Annotated in this window: 18 protein-coding genes; 4 read left to right on the forward strand and 14 right to left on the reverse strand. The window is 67.1% G+C overall.

Annotated elements, in window-relative coordinates; translation table 11 throughout:
* Window positions 1–60: 60 nt before the first annotated feature.
* Window positions 61–399 carry a hypothetical protein gene (locus WIX39_RS21175; RefSeq protein WP_106934041.1) on the reverse strand — a complete coding sequence of 113 codons (339 nt, stop codon included), beginning with the start codon at window positions 397–399 and terminating at the stop codon, window positions 61–63.
* A 247-nt stretch (window positions 400–646) separates the two neighbouring features.
* Here WIX39_RS21175 and WIX39_RS21180 point away from each other — a divergent pair, with 247 nt between their 5' ends.
* The 4 genes from WIX39_RS21180 (at window position 647) to arr (ending at window position 2,939) form a co-directional block, all read left to right on the forward strand.
* Window positions 647–1,474, forward strand: a complete 828-nt coding sequence (locus tag WIX39_RS21180; protein WP_159053585.1) for a HEAT repeat domain-containing protein — start codon at window positions 647–649, stop codon at window positions 1,472–1,474.
* Window positions 1,471–1,860 (forward strand): hypothetical protein, encoded by a 390-nt coding sequence (locus WIX39_RS21185; RefSeq protein WP_106934039.1) that lies wholly within the window; start codon window positions 1,471–1,473, stop codon window positions 1,858–1,860. Before WIX39_RS21180 ends, WIX39_RS21185 begins: the two co-directional genes overlap by 4 nt.
* Before the next feature lie 197 nt (window positions 1,861–2,057).
* Complete coding sequence (locus tag WIX39_RS21190; protein ID WP_106937406.1) at window positions 2,058–2,450, forward strand: YkvA family protein; 393 nt, start codon at window positions 2,058–2,060, stop codon at window positions 2,448–2,450.
* Window positions 2,451–2,543: 93 nt separating this feature from the next.
* Window positions 2,544–2,939, forward strand: a complete 396-nt coding sequence (gene arr / locus WIX39_RS21195) for an NAD(+)--rifampin ADP-ribosyltransferase (protein ID WP_106934038.1) — start codon at window positions 2,544–2,546, stop codon at window positions 2,937–2,939.
* 2 nt (window positions 2,940–2,941) lie between these two features.
* Here the strand turns inward: arr and WIX39_RS21200 are convergent, their stop codons facing one another.
* The 13 genes from WIX39_RS21200 to WIX39_RS21260 all read right to left on the reverse strand — a co-directional run bounded on the left by WIX39_RS21200 (window position 2,942) and on the right by WIX39_RS21260 (window position 18,075).
* Window positions 2,942–4,660, reverse strand: a complete 1,719-nt coding sequence (locus tag WIX39_RS21200; protein ID WP_106934037.1) for a tannase/feruloyl esterase family alpha/beta hydrolase — start codon at window positions 4,658–4,660, stop codon at window positions 2,942–2,944.
* Window positions 4,661–4,852: 192 nt separating this feature from the next.
* Window positions 4,853–6,064 carry a DUF1501 domain-containing protein gene (locus tag WIX39_RS21205; protein WP_081267049.1) on the reverse strand — a complete coding sequence of 404 codons (1,212 nt, stop codon included), beginning with the start codon at window positions 6,062–6,064 and terminating at the stop codon, window positions 4,853–4,855.
* A 155-nt stretch (window positions 6,065–6,219) separates the two neighbouring features.
* Window positions 6,220–7,815: a DUF1800 domain-containing protein gene (locus WIX39_RS21210; protein WP_409195776.1), complete on the reverse strand. Its 1,596-nt coding sequence runs from the start codon at window positions 7,813–7,815 to the stop codon at window positions 6,220–6,222.
* A 5-nt stretch (window positions 7,816–7,820) separates the two neighbouring features.
* Window positions 7,821–8,300, reverse strand: coding sequence for a hypothetical protein (locus tag WIX39_RS21215; protein WP_106934036.1), 480 nt, complete (start codon window positions 8,298–8,300; stop codon window positions 7,821–7,823).
* A gap of 123 nt (window positions 8,301–8,423) precedes the next feature.
* Entirely contained in the window at window positions 8,424–9,110 is a 687-nt protein-coding gene (locus WIX39_RS21220; RefSeq protein ID WP_106937404.1) for a DsbA family oxidoreductase, read from the reverse strand.
* Between the two features lie 66 nt (window positions 9,111–9,176).
* Entirely contained in the window at window positions 9,177–10,592 is a 1,416-nt protein-coding gene (locus WIX39_RS21225; protein WP_081267047.1) for an MFS transporter, read from the reverse strand.
* A 33-nt stretch (window positions 10,593–10,625) separates the two neighbouring features.
* A complete protein-coding gene (locus tag WIX39_RS21230; RefSeq protein WP_106934035.1) occupies window positions 10,626–12,506 on the reverse strand; it encodes a bifunctional sugar phosphate isomerase/epimerase/4-hydroxyphenylpyruvate dioxygenase family protein in 1,881 nt (626 codons plus the stop codon).
* A gap of 134 nt (window positions 12,507–12,640) precedes the next feature.
* Window positions 12,641–13,405: an alpha/beta fold hydrolase gene (locus WIX39_RS21235; RefSeq protein ID WP_106934034.1), complete on the reverse strand. Its 765-nt coding sequence runs from the start codon at window positions 13,403–13,405 to the stop codon at window positions 12,641–12,643.
* Entirely contained in the window at window positions 13,402–14,622 is a 1,221-nt protein-coding gene (locus WIX39_RS21240) for a multidrug effflux MFS transporter (RefSeq protein WP_106934033.1), read from the reverse strand. Before WIX39_RS21240 ends, WIX39_RS21235 begins: the two co-directional genes overlap by 4 nt.
* On the reverse strand, window positions 14,619–15,062 hold the full coding sequence (locus WIX39_RS21245; RefSeq protein ID WP_106934032.1) for a carboxymuconolactone decarboxylase family protein: 444 nt from the start codon (window positions 15,060–15,062) through the stop codon (window positions 14,619–14,621). Before WIX39_RS21245 ends, WIX39_RS21240 begins: the two co-directional genes overlap by 4 nt.
* Window positions 15,059–16,270: a 3-carboxy-cis,cis-muconate cycloisomerase gene (pcaB, locus tag WIX39_RS21250; RefSeq protein WP_106934031.1), complete on the reverse strand. Its 1,212-nt coding sequence runs from the start codon at window positions 16,268–16,270 to the stop codon at window positions 15,059–15,061. The genes WIX39_RS21245 and pcaB overlap by 4 nt, the downstream gene beginning before the upstream one ends.
* 16 nt (window positions 16,271–16,286) lie before the next feature.
* The gene (locus WIX39_RS21255; RefSeq protein ID WP_081267041.1) at window positions 16,287–17,120 is read right to left on the reverse strand and encodes a shikimate dehydrogenase family protein; all 834 of its coding nucleotides are present in this window, start codon (window positions 17,118–17,120) and stop codon (window positions 16,287–16,289) included.
* A 31-nt stretch (window positions 17,121–17,151) separates the two neighbouring features.
* A complete protein-coding gene (locus WIX39_RS21260) occupies window positions 17,152–18,075 on the reverse strand; it encodes a shikimate dehydrogenase family protein (RefSeq protein WP_106937403.1) in 924 nt (307 codons plus the stop codon).
* Window positions 18,076–18,217 lie beyond the last annotated feature (142 nt).

Raw genomic sequence — 18,217 nt, forward strand, 5'->3', positions numbered from 1 at the left:
CCGTCTGCTTCGGACGCGCTTCGAGATGTGCTGCTCATCCGAAGATGATGGCACAGGCGCTCAGGACGTCGTCAGTGCCTCGCACTGGCTTTCGATGCGGGCATGAAGCAGGCTCAGCGACACCGAGAGCAGTCGCTGCAGCGCGCCGCGCTGGCAGGCATCGAGGAGCGGCGCGGGGTCGGTGCTGGACAAGGCGGCGTCGCGGCGGTCTTCGTCCCAGGCGAGCAACTGGGCCAGCGTGCATGCGCCCTGGACCACGTCGCGCGCATCGTTGAGGAATGCGGCCTGGTCTTGTTGGGAGGGTTCGAGCCGTTCGGCCTCGATCCATTCGAAGGGCCTGAACTGGGCGGTGGGAAGATGCGGCGCGCAAGCGCAACCGGGGTTTGAAGCAAGGGGCATGGGCCTTCCAAGGATGTCGATTTGCAACAACCGACGCACCCGCTGCTAAACGAGGGCGGCAGCTCGAACGGGTTAGCAGACCGGGACATCCTTGCGGAAACCGGCAGGGCGCGAGCCCTCCCGTCCGAGCCGCCTAAAAAGGTGGCGCGAACGAAAAAGCCGCAGACCATGTGCGGTGACTGCGGCTCTCGTCGCAGGATGTCGGCGGGCTGCTAAACCCGGCCCCGCTCATCACGAGGCGGTGGCAATGTACGCGGTCTTTGGAAAGGCCGTCAAGCCGAGGGGCGAAAGAGCAGGTTCGTTCAAAATCGTAGCAAAGCTCGGAACGGCGGCCGACAACGCACCGCATCTCGGTTCAAGGGCTAGATTATTTTCAACACAGGGGGAGTCGGACCGCATGTTTTCGCTTGACGCATCAGACAAAGAGGCCATCAAGGATCACTTTAGAAGGAACAAAGCCTTCTCGTGGTCTGAGGAGTTTTTTCTTTCGGCGATCAACACCGCCAAGTCGAAGTACGACGTTTATTGGGCGGTGATTGCATTGCGAGACTACGGTACTCGGAAGAGCTTGCCAGCGTTGAAAGCTCTGTCCAAGTACCCCATGCAGGATGTAAAGGCCTGTGCAGTCTTGACGATCGCGCAAATAGCCGGCGCAGCGGAAACGCCCTACTTTGTGCAAGTCCTTGAAGACCCATTGAGTGGCCGCAACAAGGTGTACGCGCTTTGGGCTATCGGGGTAGCAGGTGACGAGCGAGCCTTGGAGTCAGTCGAGCGATATGTTCGAAAGAACAAAAAGAAGCTGCAAGCAGAAGGCATGGACCCCAGAGCGCAGCAGGAAGTGCTCACGTTCCTATATCGGGTGGATGCTTCGAGCCTTCTACAGGAGTTTTCCTTTCTGATCCCGCCTTTGAATTTTTTAACGCCGTTTGCCCTAAGCAACTTTGTGCGGCGCGTTCCTGGAATGAAGCTTTCAATAGAAGCCGTGCTCGGAAGAGTGATTCCAGTCGAAATCCACACGAATGATTCTTCGGTGGCACAAGCGAGCCCGGGCGCCGCGCTCGCGGCAAAGCCATGAAGTTCGAGGGCCAGAACTTTGCCGTCGTGAATGCACCGTCCGACCGAGTCTTGGAGAGCAGGCTCCTCGCACTCAAGAGTTACGGGCGGCATTCGTACGCATCGCTTACGGACGCTCAGGGCAACTATGTTCAGGTGGCCGGCGGCGGTGTGACGTGCATGGTCGAGAGCTTCGACGCCTCGACTTCGACGAGGCTGAGAGCCTTTCACGACAAACCGAGCCCTGTGTTTCCTGACGGCACAGTCCTTTCATTCGGAGGCGGCGAGATGCGCCTCAAATCCGACGAGTGGTTCCACGCAAGCTCCGTCGTGGAAATCTTCCTGTGCTTCAAATATGGACGGCACTACCCAGAGACCGTGAATTGGCGCCCTGCGCCGCAGAAGTGACGCCTCTACTTGGCTCCGCCCCTTGTCGCTTCCCTGGAACCCAATTGAGAATCGCCGATACCAAGACCTTTCCACAAAATCTCAGGCATCGCAGCGCGGCATTGGCGCGCAAGTGGTCGCGTCGATAGCCCACCACCAGCACACGGCCGTCACCAGCTTTCCCCGCTTGTACACATGCCCCTGCCATGCTTGCACCCATGAAAGTCAGCGACAACCTGAAGGCCTGGGCAAGGCGAATCAAACGCGACGGCGTGACGCTTTGGTTTGCGGGAAAGAATCCTCGGACGCCCTGGTACGCGAAGGCATTGGGTGTTTTTGTGGTGGCCTATGCGCTCAGCCCCATCGATTTGATTCCGGACTTCATCCCGGTGCTGGGCTACCTCGATGATGTTCTGCTGCTTCCCGTGCTGATCTGGCTCGCGATCCGGTTGCTGCCGCCCGGGGTCCTCGCGGAATGTCGCAGCCAGGCGGAAGAGTGGATGCAGGCGAATGGCGCCAGGCCAAGCAACCGCGCCGGGGCCATCCTCGTCGTGAGCCTTTGGGTGGGCTCAGGGGTCGCGGCCTGGCTCTGGTTCAAGCCGCATCCGTGAGGTGAGGACGGCCAAGTGAATGGCGCTGTCCGCTGGCTGAAACGGAGGCCTTAAACTCCGCGGCCTTTCCGTTGTGTAGAGGAACAATCCGCGATGGCTTTGTTGCAACCCGGCCCTTACTTCCACGGCACGCGCGCAGACCTCCGGGTGGGCGACCTGCTCACCGCAGGCTTCCGCTCGAACTACGACGAGCGCGTCGTCATGAACCACATCTACTTCACCGCGTGGCCAAAGGGCGCGGGGCTGGCCGCGGAAATGGCGAAGGGCGAGGGCCGTGGCCGCGTCTACATCGTCGAGCCCACCGGCGCATTCGAGGACGACCCCAACGTCACCGACAAGAAGTTTCCGGGCAATCCCACGCGCTCGTACCGCAGCCGGGAGCCGCTGCGGATCGTCGGTGAACTGGAAACGTGGGAGCTCTTCGACGCGGAGTACATCCGGCAACTCAAGGAACGCGTGCGCGTCGGCATGGGAGAGATACTGAACTGAATTCAGGGCGACGAGGCAACGCAGCGGTAGCTTTCCGCCTTCGTCGTGTCGCCCGACACGTATGCCGGGTAGTTCGGGTAGCGGCACATGGGACGCGTCGCAAGCGTGCCGAAGGGAGCCGTGGCCGAGTTGCGCACCTGCACGAGTGCATCGGCCGGCGCGCGGCCGCCCGTCACCCAGTTGTCCAGCGTCGTGAGCAGATCGTGGTTGGTGGGAATCTCGGCGCCTGTCGTGAGGCTCGCCGCCGTGCCGTTGTGATTGGACGCAGGCGACACGTAGAGGCGCACGAATTCGTCGACGACCGGCTGCGTCAGCTTGCCGACGACGCTCTGGTAGTACTGGATGCCCGCCACGGGGCTCTGCGCCCAGTCGCCCGCGTTCTCGCGGATGATGAGCTTGCCGCCCCGCGCACGGAAGACCGCAAGATCGGGGTTGGTCGCGTCCATCAGCGCCGACACCTCCTGGATGCGCGCCTGGAAGTTCGTCGCGTTCCATGTGCGGATGTCGAAGGCGGCGTTCCTTGCGATCACGTAGCGGGCGTAGCTGCTGCCGTAGATCACGCCGCGAGCGTCCGCCGCGGTCGGTGGCAGGTTGGGCGCCACGCCCGTCGTCACCCAGCGCCCCACGCCCTCACCCCCGAACTGGATCTCGCCGCCGTACAGGCGGCCCGGATAGGTGGTGGTGCCGTTGGCCAACGGAAATGGCATGACAGTCGGCCCGTACGAGGCCTTGAGCACTGCGAGCTGCGCGTCGGACAGACAGGTGTCGCCCGTGTCGCGCCCCCCGGGACAGCGCAGGCTCTGAAGATTGATGCGAGACGGACAAGCAAGGTAGTTGCTCACCACGCCGTCCGCGCTGTTGTCCAGCGCGTCGCATGTGGTGTTCACGTAGTTGGCAAGCAAGCGCACTTTGCTGGCGTTGATCGCCCCTCCGGAAAACTGCGGCAACTGGTAGTTGATGAAACCGTTGAAGAGCCCCGTCCAGTTGATCACCGGCACGACGGACACGATGCCGTCGAAATCTTGCGGATAACGCTGCGCCATGACCAGGCCTTCGCGCCCGCCCTCGGAGCCGCCATAGAAGTACTGCTTGCGCGGCGAGCGCAGGTAGTACTGCCGCATCAGCACGTGCGCGACGTCCTTGACCTTCTTGTACGACTGATGCGCGAAGTTCTGGAACATCTCGTCGTTCAACGCGAACCTGGCGGGATCGGTGGCGCCATAAGTGGCGCCGTCGTGGCCGGAGTCGGTGCCGAAGGTCGCGAAACCCTGGGTGATCGGCTGTGGCTGGCCCGGTGCCGCATCGCGAAGTGCGGCGACGGCATCGATAACGGTGCCATTGAAGCCGCCGCCGCCCACCATGACGGCTTTCTCGTTCCACGTGGTCGGCAGGTTGAGCTGGAAACGTATCGGATCGGCACCCGCCGCAAGGGGTGCGATGGAGCCCCGCACGCTGCAATATTCGGCGAAAGCTGGCGCTGCGGTGACGGCGGGAACGACCACGGCCGACGACACGGTTGCCACGCCGCTCGGCAGTCCGATCTGCCCCGGCGAGACTGTCTTGCCCACCATGCCGGCGCAAGCCTGGGCGAGCAAGGCCTTGTCCGGCACGGCCGCACTGCCGGCCCCGCCTCCGCCCGTCGCACAGGCGGCGAGCAGCGTCGAAAAAGCGATGAGGCCGACTATGCCGATCCAGCGGCCGGGATGATTTGTTCTTGTCATGCGTGTCTCGGGTTCTGCTTCTTGGCGTGCTGGCCGGCTCGGAAGCTTCCACCCAAAACTGCACTTTATTGCTTTATTTCAAGTTGGCCGCCCAGGCACATGAAGTACTTTGCCTGTGCATCATCGAGACTCGCTCGGGATAAACCCGCATCACGCCGCATCACGCCGCAGGGGGCGCAAGCCGCACCTCGCTCAAACCAGCCGCAAATCCTTCGGCGCCACTCCATCGAAAACCTTCGCCAACTGCGCCGGCGACAGCCCATACATCCGCTTGAACAACCCACCGAACACCGCCCGGTATTCATTGAGCACCGGATAGTCCCGGTTCTGGAACAGCGTCGCCTGCGTCAGCGCCTGCTGTTCGCCCACGATTTGTCCGCCGGCCTGCGCCGACAGGCCGCCGCCGAGTACCCAGTACACGGTCCCGTGCCCATGGTCCGTGCCGCGGTTGCCGTTCTCGCGGAAGGTGCGGCCGAATTCGCTGATGACCACGACCACGGTCTGGCGCCATGCGTCGTCGCCCATCTCCTGGGCGAAGCCGGCCACGCCGCGGCCCAGTTCCTCGAAGCGGTTGGCCAGGTAGCCGGTGGCGGCGCCCTGCCCCACGTGGGTGTCCCAGCCGCCGACGTCGACGAAGCCCAGGTCGAAGCGGTCGCGCATCAGCAGCGCCATGCGGCGCGCGACCAGCTCGAAGCCCTTGGCGGTCATGGCGTTGCGGCTGGCGGCGTCCATCTCGGCCTGCACGGCGCGCATCACTTCGTCGCGCACCTGGAAGCCTTCCGCCACGGGCTGGGCCAGCGAGGTGTTGCGGTACATGCTGGCGATGACCTGGCTCTGCCGCGCGTCGAGGGCAGAGCGCGCGTTGCCCGCGAGCGCCATGTTGGCGGCCTTGGCGTTGCCGCGCAGCGAGATCGGCAACTGGTCGGTGAAGGCGATGGGCGACACGTCGGTGACGGGCCCCGCGCCGAGCACGCCGGCCAGCCGGTTGAGGAAGCCCGAGCGGTAGTCGCGGCGCTTGTCCAGTGCCTGGCCGAGTTCGATGGAGTCCTGCGTCTCGAAGTGGCTGCGCGTGAGGTCGTCGGTGCCCGCGAAGGCGATGAACGCCGCCTGCTTCTGCTGGAACATCGGCATCACGCTCTGCGCGAGCGCGGGGTGCAGGCCCCAGTTGCCGTCGAGCGGCAGCGCGCCGTTGGGCGTGCCGGGGCGCGGAATGGCGATGTTGGGACGCGACGCGTAGTAGAAGTCGCTGCTGGTGGGCACCAGCAGGTTGCTGCAGTCGTAGGCGCCGCGCAGGAACACGACCAGCAGCTTGGTGCCTTCGGCCGCGGGCGCGGCCATGAGCTGGCCCGCGGCACCTGCGAAGGGAGCGGCGGCCATGAGCTTCAGGAGTTCTCGACGTTGCATGACGGTGTCCTTTCTTTTGCCTTGCTCCTTCCCCCTCTGGGGGAAGGTCGGGATGGGGGCTCAGCGGCGCTTGCCCAGCCTCAGCGCTTCAACGAACGCCGCTTGCCCCCACCCCTGCCCTCCCCCAGTGGGGGAGGGAGAAATGCCGAATACCTTCAGCGGCGCATCAACTCAGGCGACGCCAGCAGGAAGGTATTCCACTCCTGCGGGTTCTTCGCCTGCGCCAGCGCCTCGCGCGTGTCCGCGCTTAGCCCGCCCTGCATCGCACGCACCGCGCGCGACTCGGCCAGTTGCGGGAACGCGGGCTTCTCCAGCGGCGCCTTGTCGTCCGCCCTGAACAGCACCGCGCCGTTCGCGCCGATGGCCCGCGCGATCTCGAAGCGCGTGTTCATCTGCCCTGCACTCGCCCATGCCACCTCGTTGAGCGGATAGCCGTCGGGCGTCTCGTGGCCGTACAGCGGCTCGCCCATGCGGTTGATCCAGTTGATCATCGGGTTGACGTTCAGTACCACGCGGTCGTCGTAGGCGAGCCGCACGCCGGCGATCACGTAGTGCACCGGGTCGCGGAACTTGCGGCCCAGCGACGCAGTGAACTCGGGCGACTCGAACATCGCCTTCAGCGTGACGGCGATGTCGCCGTCGCTGCGCGTGAAGGCGGCGGCCATGCGGTCGACCAGCGCCTGCGGCGGATCGTCCGACACGAAGTACACGGCCAGCTTGCGCGAGATGAAACGCGCGGTGGCCGGCGCGCGCGCCAGGCGGTCGAGCGCCTCGTCGGCCTCGGCCAGGCCATGGCTCTGAATCGGCTGGCCCAGCAGTGTCTTCGGCCCGTAGTCATGCCGGTTCGGGTTGAACTCGAACAGGCCCTTGCGCACATAGTCCGCGCGCACCGCGGGACGGACGTTCGGCGGCGGCGCGTCGAGCGGTGCGCTGGTGACGCCCACGCCGGTGAGCACGCGCGCGAGTTCCTGCACGTCGCCCTGCGAATAGCCGCTGCCCACGCCCAGCGTGTGCAGCTCCATCAGCTCGCGCGCGTAGTTCTCGTTGATGCGGTTGGCGGCGTTCTGCGCGTTGTCGAGGTAGCGCAGCATCGCGGGGTGATGCAGCGTGGCGTCGAGCAGGTCGCGGAACTTGCCGAGCGCGTGCGGGCGGATGGCGTTCTCTTCGTAGTCGCCGACCATCGCGCGGATGTTGTCCTTGCGCAGGTTGACGTTGAAGTGGTTCATCCAGAACCAGGTCATCTGCTCCTGCAGCTGGTTCGGCGAATAGAGCGCGCGCAGCAGGAAGCGCGTCTGCGCCTCGCGCGCCAGCTGGTTGAGCTGTTGCTGATAGGCCTGCCGCGCGGCCTTCTTCTGGTCTTCGTCGGGCAGCGCGTCCGCTGCCTTGCGCTGCGCTTCCAGCCCGATGACGAGCTGGTCGAGCGGCGTGTGCGAGATGGCCATCGCATCGATCTGCGCCTGTGCCGCGGGCGGCAGCGGCGCGGGGCGCGGATTGAGCTGGTCGCGCATCCAAAGCGCGAGGCCGCGTTGCGCCAGGTGCGCGTCGCTGCTGGCGTTGGCGCCCCAGCTCACGCGGTCGAGCCAGCGCAGGCGCGTGGCGTCATTGACCTGCGTGGAAGGCAGCGACAGCGACACCAGCGGGCGCTGGCTGCCCGGCGTGCTCGCGCAGGCCGCCAGCAGTGCCAGCACGCAGGCGCCCAGCGCCAGCGACGCGCGGCGCAGCGGCACGGATCCACCGGGGGTGGCCACCACCGCCCTCACTCCCTGCGCATGTCGTGGTGGCGCACGTCGCCGATGGCGTGCTGCGCGGCGTTGAGCGCCACGTCGACATGCGCCAGGCCGCGTTGCTGGAACGGGCGCGAGCGCGGGTCGTCTTCTTCGCGCGCCACGTCGGAGCGCACCTTGCGCAGCAGGTCGATGGCCGCATGCAGCCGGCCTTCGCGCGGCAGCCATGCATCGGTGGGCTCGCGCCATTCGACGGGCTTGCCGTCGAGCCATGCGGCGTGCTGCAGGTCGCCGATGGCGGCGTGGATCTCGTCGAGCACCACCATCTCGTCGCGCGAGACCTGGCCGTCTTCCGGGCGGCGGTGGTCCACCTGCCAGGCCGCGGTGCGCAGGTCGGACAACGCGTGGAGGTAGAAAGGATGCCGGCCGTATTCGTCGGCCAGTGCCGGCAGGGAAGTCGCTGCCACGAGCGTGAACGTGGCGAGTGCGGTGACTAGGCTTTTCTTCTTCATCTTCGGAGCTCCTGATGGTGACAGTGATTGGAGATGCTCTCCTCAACCACCGTGCCCCGCCCCGCGTTGACGCTCTTTACCCTCGTAACGCCGCGCAAAGCCGGCGCCTAAGAGCCAGCTAAGTCAGGCTACAGACAGGCCCGCCGGTGCAGCACCGGCAATCTGGCGCAGCGCGCGCTCGAACACTTCGACGGGCTGCCCGCCCGAAATCAGGTGCTGGTCGTTGATGATGATCGCGGGCACCGAGTGGATGCCGGCGTCGGTGTACATGCGCTCGCGTTCGCGGGTTTCCTGGGCGTACTCGTCGCTCGCCAGGATCTCGCGGGCGCGGGCCGGGTCGAGCCCGGCTTCGGTGGCGGCGCGTACCAGCACCTCGGGGTCGGAGGGGTTCTGGCTGTCGGTGAAGTAGGCCTTCAGCAGCAGCTTCTTCAGCGCCGCCTGCCTGGCCGGGCTTTCCAGCTCGGCCCAGTGCAGCAGGCGGTGGGCATTGAAGGTGTTGTACACGCGCGGACGGCCTTCGGGGCTGAACTCGAAGCCGACGGCCGCGCCGCGCTGGCGGATCATCTCGCGCGACTGCGCCTGCTGTTCGCGCGTGGAACCGTACTTCTGGTTGAGGTGCTCGAAGGTGTCCTGGCCTTCGGGCGGCATCTGCGGGTTCAGCTCGAAGGGCTGGAAGTGCAGCTCCGCGGTGACGTCCGGCGCCACCTTCCTGAGCGCCGCCTCGAGCGAACTCAGGCCAACGGCGCACCAGGGGCAGGACACATCGGAGACGAAGTCGATCTTGAGGTGCGAGGAAGAAGGTGTGGTCATGGCGCCATTCTTCACGGCGCCACAACCCTTGGCAGGCGAAAGGTCTTCAGCCTGCCCCCACCCGGCTCAGGCCCGGGCGGCGGCCTTGGACACGCGCGCGTCCTGCAGCGTCTGCTCGCGCAGGCGGTCGTATTCCTGCTTGTCGACCGGCACCGCATCGGGCTTGCCCAGGTCGTTCATGCGGATGCGGTAGGTCTCCCGTGCGCTCAGGGCGGCCAGTGCGGCCAGCACGGTCACCGCGAAGGTGATGGCGCCGACGGTGAACCACACGTTGGTCGAGCCCGGAGGCGCCACGGCGGCGAACAGTGCGGGCAGCAGCGCGGTGAAGGTGGTGCCGATGTTCTGCGAGATGGCCATGGCCGACACGCGGTTGCGGGTGCGGAACAGCTCCGGATAGAAGCTCGGGAAGGTCGCGTTGTAGCCCTGGTACACGATGCCCCACATCAGCAGCGACATGACGATGGCCAGCGGCACGTTGCGGATGCTGATGGCATACAGGTACACGAAGGACAGCAGACCCGAGAGCAGCGCGCCGACGATGATCGGCGGGCGGCGGCCGATGCGGTCCGACAGGTTGCCCACGAACGGGATCACGATCACGGCAAGGATGTTGCCGAGCACGGGAATCCACAGGTACACGTCCTTCTGGAAGCCGATGCCGTAGGCGGCCTGCACGGCATAGGCCGCGCCGAACACCGTGGCCACCACCGGAATCACGTTCATCAGCGCCATGCACACCACGCGCAGCATGTCGGCCCAGCTGTCGGTGAAGGCCTGGACGATCGGCGCCTTGGCCACTTCGCCCTTCTTGTCGACTTCGGCGAAGGCCGGCGTCTCGTCGACCTCGCGGCGGATGATGTAGCCCGCCACGATGACCAGGAAGCTCAGCAGGAACGGAATGCGCCAGCCCCAGGAGTTGAAGGATTCTTCAGGCATGTAGTGGGCCAGCGGCAGGAACACCGCGGCAGCCAGGATCTGGCCGGCCTGCACGCCCTGCAGCGTGAAGCTCGCGAAGAAGCCTCGGCGCCCGAACGGCGCGTGCTCCAGGATCATCGAGCTGGCGCCCGAGATCTCGCCCGCCACCGCAAAACCCTGCACCAGGCGCAGCAGCACCAGCAGCACGGGAGCCAGCAGGCCGACCTGGTCGTAGGTCGGCAGCAGGCCGACGGCCACGGTCGAGAAGCCCATCAGGAACATGCAAAGAACCAGCACCTGCTTGCGACCGTGCGTGTCGCCCCAGTGGCCGAGCACGAAGGCGCCGATGGGGCGCGCGACGTAGCCCACGCCGTAGGTCGCGAGCGACGCGACGATGGCCGTCGTCGGGTCGCCCTTGGGAAAGAAGATCTGCGGAAAGATCAACGCCGCGGCCGTGGCGTAGATGAAGAAGTCGTAATACTCCAGCGCCGAGCCGATCCAGCCGCTTGCGGCGGCCTTCTTCGACTGGTGCCTGCCTTGCGGCTCATGGGCTGTGTTGCTTGCCATGTGTGTGTCTCCAGTGTTGACAAAAAAACCTAATCAATCCTGCGCCTGGGAAGCCATGCGCGCCGGTGCGTTGAGGGCACCGTAGGCGTCGTAGTTGCCCACGCGCTGTGCGACCTCGAAGAACAGTCCCCCCTCGAAACTCTCCGTATAGATATGCAGGTAGTCGCCGGCCGCCGAGCGGTCGAACAGCACGCCCGCCGCGCGCATGCGCGCCAGCAGTTCGGGCGCGAGGTCGATGCGCGTCGCGAGGTCGTCGTAGTAGTTGTCCGAGATGGGCACGAAGCGCGTGCCGTTGGCGCGCAGCTTGGCGGCGGTGTCGAAGATGTCCGCGCAGCTCAGCGCGATGTGGTGCACCGCGCCGCCGCCGGTCACGCTCAGCGTGCGCGCGGTGCGGGTGCGCTGGCTCAGCGACACGTTGAGCACCAGGCGCAGGCTGCGGTCGGCGTTGGCCACGCCGCGGCTGCGGATGAGGCCGAAGGGGTCGGCCAGCTCCAGGCTCTCGCCCGGCTCCAGGCCGAGCACGGCGCGCGTGAACAGCACCCAGGTGTCGAGCTGATCGACCGCCAGGCCCAGCGCCACGTGGTCGATGCGCTGCAGGCCGGCGTCGGATTCGTCGGGGCCGCCGTCTTCGAGGATGAAATCGGCTTCGTACAGGCCGTTGGCGCCCAGCGCCTCGGGCACGAAGTGAATGAGGTTGCCGCCGGGCGCGACGACCGCCGGCACGCGCAGCTCGTTCGGGCCGACCGGGCTGTCGTGCCGCTGCGAGCGCATGGCGGTGGCCCGGCCCACTGCCGCGAGCGGATCGGCGCAGCGCACGCCCAGCGCGCAGACCGAAGTGCCGTGCGCGTCGAAGCGGCTGCGCGCGAAGGAATCGGGCTGGGCATTGACGATCAGGTTGACCTCGCCCTGGCGGTACAGCGTGACGGCCTTCGAACGGTGCCTGCCCACGCGGCGAAAACCCAGCTGCTTCACCAGCGCGGCCAGCGTGAGTGCCGAGGCCTCGTCGGCCGCGAACTCGATGAACGACAGGCCCGACAGCGCCGGCACCGGCGGCGGATTGAACAGCTCCACGCGCTGCGGCTGCACCGGCGTGCCGGCCATGCGCTGGCGTGCTTCGCTCTCGAGGTAGAGCAGCGAGCGCATCGCGTCCACGGCGGTGCGGCGGTTGGGCGTCTCGCGGAAGATGTCGTTGAAGATCTCCAGCGACAGCGGCCCGGTGTAGCCCGCGCGCAGCACCTGCGTGAAGAAGCCGATCACGTCGAAGTCGCCCTGCCCCGGGAACGAGCGGTGGTGGCGCGCCCACTGGAGCACGTCCATCGACAGCAGCGGCGCGTCGGCCATCTGCAGGAAGAAGATTTTTTCGCCGGGGATGTCGGCGATGCCGGCCGGATCGTCCTTCAGCGACAGCGTGTGGAAGCTGTCGAGGATCAGGCCCAGGTGCGCGTGGTTCGCCTGCCTGACGATGTTCCAGGCCTGGCCGTACAGCGATGTGTGCCGGCCCCAGGCCAGCGCCTCGAAGCCCACGCGCAGGTTGCGGCGCGCGGCACGCTCGGCCAGTTCATGCAGTTGGGCCGCGGCCAGCGCGGGGTCGTTCACGGCCAGCGGCGAGGTGTTGGAGCAGCACAGCACCAGCGGCGCGCCCATGGCTTCCATCAGGTCGAACTTGCGCTCGGCGCGCTCCAGGCTGCGGCGGAACTGCGGCTCCGGCATGCCTTCGAAGTCGCGGAACGGCTGGTACAGGTCGATCGACAGGCCCAGGTCGGCCGTGATGCGGCGCAGTTCGGCGGCGGTGCCCTTGAAGTTGATGAAGTCGGCCTCGAACAGCTCGATGCCGTCGAAACCCGCGGCTGCGACGGCTTCGAGCTTTTGGCGGAGCGTGCCGCTGAGCGAGACGGTGGCAATGGAGCGATGCATGGGGGTGGACTTTAGAAACACCCGGCTCCCACCACAATCTATTCAGCGGCCCTCTGATCGATCATCGATCACATGCGTCCATTATTCGCACGAAATACGGGATACACCTAGGCCGCCGGTGTAGCGCCCAGCCCTCAAAGACTGCGCCAGAAATCGATCAGCAGTTGCGTGAACTCCACCGGGCGCTCCACGGCGCTGACGTGCGCGGCGTCGATGGTGGCCAGCTGCGCATGCGGAATCGCGCCGGCAATGGCCTGCGACATGGCCATGGGCGTGGCCTCGTCGCGCAGCCCGCCGATCACCAGCGTGGGCACGGCGATGCGGTGGTTGCTCTCGCGGAAGTCGATGGCGGCCACGGCATTGCAGCTCTCGATGTAGGCCTGCGCGTCGGTGCGCACGAGCACGTCGTGCAGCGCCTTGGCGGCGGCCGCACCCTCCGGCGTGGTCACGAAGTCGGGCGTGAGCCAGCGCGACACCGCGCCGGGCGCGATGGCGGCCACGCCTTGGGCATTGACCGTCTCCGCGCGCGCGCGCCACGGGGCCTGGTCGGGGTAGTGCGCGGACGAATTGGCGATCACCACGGTCTTCAGCAGCTCGGGGTGGCGCACGGCCAGCGCCTGCGCGGTCATGCCGCCCATCGACAGGCCGACGAAATGCACCGGCTCGCCGCCGGCCTCGCGCCGGATGAGCTCGGCGGCGTCTTCCGCCAGCGTCTCGATGCGCAGGGGGCCCGGCACCACTTCGGAGGCACCGTGGTTGCGGTGGTCGTAGCGGATCACGGTGTGGGCCCGCGCGAGCTGGGCGGCCACGCCGTCCCACATGGTCAGGTCGCAACCGAGCGCATGGCTGAGCACGACGATCGGGCCGTCGCCTTCGCGAACGACATTCAAACGGGTCATGGTGTGGTTTCCTTTGTCGGATGTTGAAGACGTGGCAGCCAGAAGAATGCGATGGCCATCAGCGAAACGCCGGCCAGCAGCATGGGCACGACCATCGGCCAGGCGCCGTAGGTGTAGTCGGTATCGACGAAGCGCGCCGCCAGCTGCCCCACGCAGAACGCGACCATCATCATGCCGAAGCCGGACCACGACACGGCCCGGCCCGCCAGGTGCGGCAGGTCGCCCACCGCGCCCGCCTGCCCGCAGGGCTGGTGGATGCCGTGGCCGAGGCAGTACACCGCGTGGCCCGCCAGCAGCGGCACCGCGCTGAGCGGCAGCAGCCAGCAGCCGAGCGCCTGGATCACCGCGCCCGTGATGCTGAGCGAGGCGCCCAGCCGCACGGTGCGCACCGGCCCGTAGCGCCGCAGCAGAGTGCGGCACATGGTGGTGCTGAAGATGTAGACCAGCGAGCCGCCGGCCGGGATCCAGCCGTACCAGGCGGGCGACCAGCCGAGGTAGCCGATGTAGACCATCGGCGACAGCAGCAGGAAGCAGAAGAGCCCGCCGTAGGTCGACGCGGCCACCGAGGCCCAGGCGCGGAAAGAGCGGCTCGCGAACACGGTGCGGGTGCTGCCGCGCGGCGCGGAGAGGCCGTCCTCGCTCATCGGTCTGCGCGTTTCGGCGAACGAATGCCAGCACATCGCGAACAGCACCGAGGCATAGACCGCCATCGCCACCATCACCCAGCGCCAGCCCGCGCCCTGCACCAGCCATGCGCCCAGCAGCGGCGCCAGCAGCCCCACCACGCCCAGCCCGGTGAGGCCGCGCGCCATCACGTGCGGCCCCTCATGCGCCGGGTACAGGTCGCGCACCGCGGCACGCGAGCAAACCAGGATCGCCGCCATCGAGAAGCCCTGCAGCGCACGCCAGCCCGCGAGCAGCGCCACGCTGTCCGCGAACGCACCGCCCAGCGCTGCAAGCACATAGCAGCCGAGCCCGGTCAGCAGCACCGGCCGCCGGCCGAAGCGGTCTGCCAGCGGGCCGCATAGCAATTGCGCAAAGCCGAAAGCCAGCACGAACAGCGTGAGGCTGGTGCTGGCGGAGCCGAGCTCCTTGGCGATGGCGGGGAGCGCCGGCAGGTAGCTGTCGGTGGCCACGGGCTGCGCCGCCAGCAGCAGCGGCAGCAACAGCGCGAAGCTGACGTCGAAGCGGCCCTTGCGGGCGACCGGCGGGCTCACTGCGCGGCGGTCGCCGGCGTCGCGGGCAGCAGGCCCTTCTCGCGCAGGATGCCGGTCGCGATGCCGAAGGCGTGGTTGGCCACCGGCACGCCGCAGTAGATGGCGGCCATCATGATCACTTCCTTGATGTCTTCGGGCGTGAGGCGCGACTCGGGCGGGCCGTCGAGCGCGGCGCGCACATGCATGGCGAATTCCTCATACGCGTGGATGCCCAGCATCATCGACAGCACCATGTAGCGGCGCGTCTTGTCGCCCAGCGCGGGACGGCCCCAGATGTCGTTCCACGCATGGCGCGTGATGAGTTCCTGGAACTCGGCGTTGAAGCCGTTGCGGTTGGCGAGCGACTTGTCGACCCATGCGTCGCCGAGCACGCGGCGGCGGTTGACGAGGCCGGCTTCGTAGACGCCGGGTTCCACGGGCGGGTTTTCGGGGGCGGTCATTGGGCGAGTTCCTTGTCTGTGAGCCGGGCCTGCATCGCCTTCACTTCGGCGAGGGCGGTCTGTCCGGCGTTCATGGCGAGCGCGGGGTCGAACCATTCGTCGGCCGCGTCGCGCGGGAGTTCGGCGCGCAGCCGGTCGATGTTGGCGCGCATGCGCGCGGCGTCGACCTGCAGGCCCGGCAGCGCACCGGCCATGGCGCGCACGCTGCCGTGCGCCGACATCAGCAGTTGCGGCCATTCGGCCAGCTCGGCCTGCCAGGCGCCGAGCGCGCGTTCGTGCTGTTGCGGCATGGCGCCGAGCAAGGCGGCCACGCGCTGCGGCGCGCGATGGGCGGCGGCAATGGCCACCATCGACGCCACCGGGTTGCGCTTGTGCGGCATGGCCGACGAGCCGCCCCGGCCGGGTTCGCTGGGCTCGGAGACTTCGGCCACTTCGTACTGGCCCAGCAGCGCGATGTCGACCGCGATCTTGCCGAGGCTGCCCGTCATGAGGCCCAGCTCGCAGCCCAGCGCCACCCATTCGTCGCGCTGCGTGTGCCACGTCGCGCCGGGGTCGCCCAGGCCCAGTTCCTTGGCCATGCGCTGGCGCACGGCCGCGCCCTGCCCCTTCATCTGCGCGAGCGTGCCGACGGCGCCGCCGAGCTGCAACTGCAGCGCGTGCTTCGCGGCCTCGCGCAGGCGCAGGCGGCTGCGCACCAGCGGCGCGGCCCAGCCGGCGCACTTGAAGCCGAAGCTGGTGACCGAAGCCGGCTGCATCAGCGTGCGCGCGAGCATGGGGGTTTCCGCATGCTCCGTCGCAAGGCGCATCAGGGCATCGGCCGCCCTGGCCAGGTCGGCTTCGACCAGCGCGACCGCCTCGCGCGTGACCAGCGCCATCGCGCTGTCGATCACGTCCTGGCTGGTGCTGCCGAAATGCACATAAGGCGCGGCCTCGGCGTTGAAAAGGCTCACGGCCTCGCGCAGCGCCTTGACCAGCGGAATGGCGACGCTGCCGGCACGGCCGCTCTCGCGGACGATCTTGGCAACGTCGAACAGCTCGACCTTGCAGCTGCTCACGATGGAGTGCGCGGCGCTCTCGGGAATCAGCCCCTCGGCGGCCTGGGCACGCGCCAGCGCGGCCTCGAAGCGCAGCATCGCGTCGACGAACGCGCGGTCGCTGAACGCGCCCAGCGTTTCGGATGTGGAGAGAAAGCCTTCGAAAATGCTCATGCGGTGACTCCGCCTTTCAATATTTCAGTTGGGCCACGGCACGCAATTCTTCTGGGGACGCCGTACCAAAGCCGAAGAACTCCAGGTACGCCGGAATCATCTCGAACAGCATGTCGGTGCCGACCTGCACCTGGCAGCCCTTGGCCTTTGCGGCCTCGAGCAGCGGCGTGTATTCGGTCTTCATGACGACCTCGCCGACGAAGGTCGAAGGATCGATGCGGTCCACATCGAAAGGCAGAGGGTCGCCCTCCTTCATGCCCAGCGGCGTGGCGTTGACGACCACGTCGTAGCCGGCCGGGTCTTTCGAGCCCGTGCTCACCTTCATCTGCGGATAGTGCTCGCGCAGCCGCGCGGCCAGCGCACCGGCCGAGGCTTCGCTCATGTCGAACAGCATCAGCTCGGCGGCGCCTGCCGCGGCTATCGACGCCGCAATGGCCGAACCCACGCCGCCGGTGCCCGACACCAGCACCCGCGTGCCCTTGAAGAGCCGACCCTTGCGCTCCACGCCGCGCACGAAGCCGGCGCCGTCGAACTGGTCGCCCAGCAGCGTGCCGTCGGGCCGCTTCAAGATCGCGTTGCAGGCGCCGGCGACGCGCGCCGTGGGCGTCACCTCGTCCACCAGCGCCATGGTCGTGACCTTGTGCGGCATCGTCACCAGCGCACCGCGCAGGTTGCTGAACTTGAAGATCTGCGGCAGCGAGGCCGCGTAGTCCTCGGGCTTCACGCCCATCGGCACCACCACCGCGTCGATGCCCTGCTTGTCGAACCAGGGGTTGTAGATCATCGGCGCCTTGAAGGCTTCGGTCGGAAAACCCAGGTGGGCGATGAGCGTTGTCTTGCCGGAAATCATGTCGAGTCTCTTGAATGGGAAAAGGCGTGGCTCAGGCCACGCTGGGTGAGTGATAGCGCAGGGGCTTGGCGATTTCGCCGTGCATGGCTGGCGGGTAGATGATTTCGCGCAGGAAGTCGGCGTCGGCGCGCAGCGCCTCGGCCGCTTCGGCGTGGCCGAAGTAGCGCAGGTAGTGCGGCATCTGCTGGATCAGCATCTCGAAGCCGGCCTGCGCATTGAGCCCGCGCGCGCGGGCCGCGCGCACCAGCGGCGTGGGCTGGTTGCGCAAAAGAATGTCGAACAGCGCGGCGTGGCTGTCCATGCGCGCCACGTCCACGGGCAGTGCGTCGTCCTCGACCAGCCCGAGCGGCGTGGCGTTGATGACCAGGTCGTAGCCTTCGGGGGCGTTGCTGTCGACGGCCACCACCGTGGCGTCGAAGAAGGCGTCGAGCTTGGCGGCTACGCCCGCGGCCTTGCCGGCGGCGCGGTCGAAGAACGAAATGTGCGCGGCGCCGTTCACCACGCCGCCCTCGGCCAGCGCCACGCCGATGGCTGCGGCGCTCACGCCCGCACCGAGGATCAGCACGCGCTTGCCGCGAAAGGGAATGTTGCAGTGGTCAAGCGCGCCGATCAGGCCTTCGCCGTCGAACAGGTCGCCCTCAAGCTGGTCGCCCTCGGTGCGGCGCACCACGTTCACCGAACCCGCCACGCGCCCGAAGAGCCCGCAGCCGTCGAGCAGGTCGACCACCAGCGGCTTGTGCGGCGGCGCGATCACCATGCCGCGCAGGTTGCGCGCCAGGAAGGCCGACTTGAAGAACACCGCGAAGTCGCGCACCGGCACCTGCATGGGCAGCAGCACCGCGTCGATGCCGAAGCGCTCGAAGGCCGCATTGAACATGCGCGGCAGCCGCACGTTGCGAACCGGGTCGCCCGGAATCAGGTACGCCTGGGTGCTGCCGCTGATGGAATGGCTCATGTGCTTGCTTCCGTTCGTCAATCGCTCTTTTCGAGGCCGGATGGCGAGCTTTATAGTCGCTTCAGCCCAATCATGCAGGGCTGCATACCTCAAAGCGTTCGATAATCGAACTGTAAAAATCGTTAATCGTTCAAATCGAGGG

The sequence above is a fragment of the Variovorax sp. AB1(2024) genome, from assembly GCF_037482385.2.
In the GTDB taxonomy this organism is placed as follows: Bacteria; Pseudomonadota; Gammaproteobacteria; order Burkholderiales; family Burkholderiaceae_C; genus Variovorax.

Coding starts and splice junctions, on each gene's coding strand:
- WIX39_RS21175 (WP_106934041.1), bottom strand. CDS start 399: ATGCCCCTTGCTTCAAACCCCGGTTGCGCTTGCGCGCCGCATCTTCCC.
- WIX39_RS21180 (WP_159053585.1), top strand. CDS start 647: ATGTACGCGGTCTTTGGAAAGGCCGTCAAGCCGAGGGGCGAAAGAGCA.
- WIX39_RS21185 (WP_106934039.1), top strand. CDS start 1,471: ATGAAGTTCGAGGGCCAGAACTTTGCCGTCGTGAATGCACCGTCCGAC.
- WIX39_RS21190 (WP_106937406.1), top strand. CDS start 2,058: ATGAAAGTCAGCGACAACCTGAAGGCCTGGGCAAGGCGAATCAAACGC.
- arr (WP_106934038.1), top strand. CDS start 2,544: ATGGCTTTGTTGCAACCCGGCCCTTACTTCCACGGCACGCGCGCAGAC.
- WIX39_RS21200 (WP_106934037.1), bottom strand. CDS start 4,660: ATGACAAGAACAAATCATCCCGGCCGCTGGATCGGCATAGTCGGCCTC.
- WIX39_RS21205 (WP_081267049.1), bottom strand. CDS start 6,064: ATGCAACGTCGAGAACTCCTGAAGCTCATGGCCGCCGCTCCCTTCGCA.
- WIX39_RS21215 (WP_106934036.1), bottom strand. CDS start 8,300: ATGAAGAAGAAAAGCCTAGTCACCGCACTCGCCACGTTCACGCTCGTG.
- WIX39_RS21220 (WP_106937404.1), bottom strand. CDS start 9,110: ATGACCACACCTTCTTCCTCGCACCTCAAGATCGACTTCGTCTCCGAT.
- WIX39_RS21225 (WP_081267047.1), bottom strand. CDS start 10,592: ATGGCAAGCAACACAGCCCATGAGCCGCAAGGCAGGCACCAGTCGAAG.
- WIX39_RS21230 (WP_106934035.1), bottom strand. CDS start 12,506: ATGCATCGCTCCATTGCCACCGTCTCGCTCAGCGGCACGCTCCGCCAA.
- WIX39_RS21235 (WP_106934034.1), bottom strand. CDS start 13,405: ATGACCCGTTTGAATGTCGTTCGCGAAGGCGACGGCCCGATCGTCGTG.
- WIX39_RS21245 (WP_106934032.1), bottom strand. CDS start 15,062: ATGACCGCCCCCGAAAACCCGCCCGTGGAACCCGGCGTCTACGAAGCC.
- pcaB (WP_106934031.1), bottom strand. CDS start 16,270: ATGAGCATTTTCGAAGGCTTTCTCTCCACATCCGAAACGCTGGGCGCG.
- WIX39_RS21255 (WP_081267041.1), bottom strand. CDS start 17,120: ATGATTTCCGGCAAGACAACGCTCATCGCCCACCTGGGTTTTCCGACC.
- WIX39_RS21260 (WP_106937403.1), bottom strand. CDS start 18,075: ATGAGCCATTCCATCAGCGGCAGCACCCAGGCGTACCTGATTCCGGGC.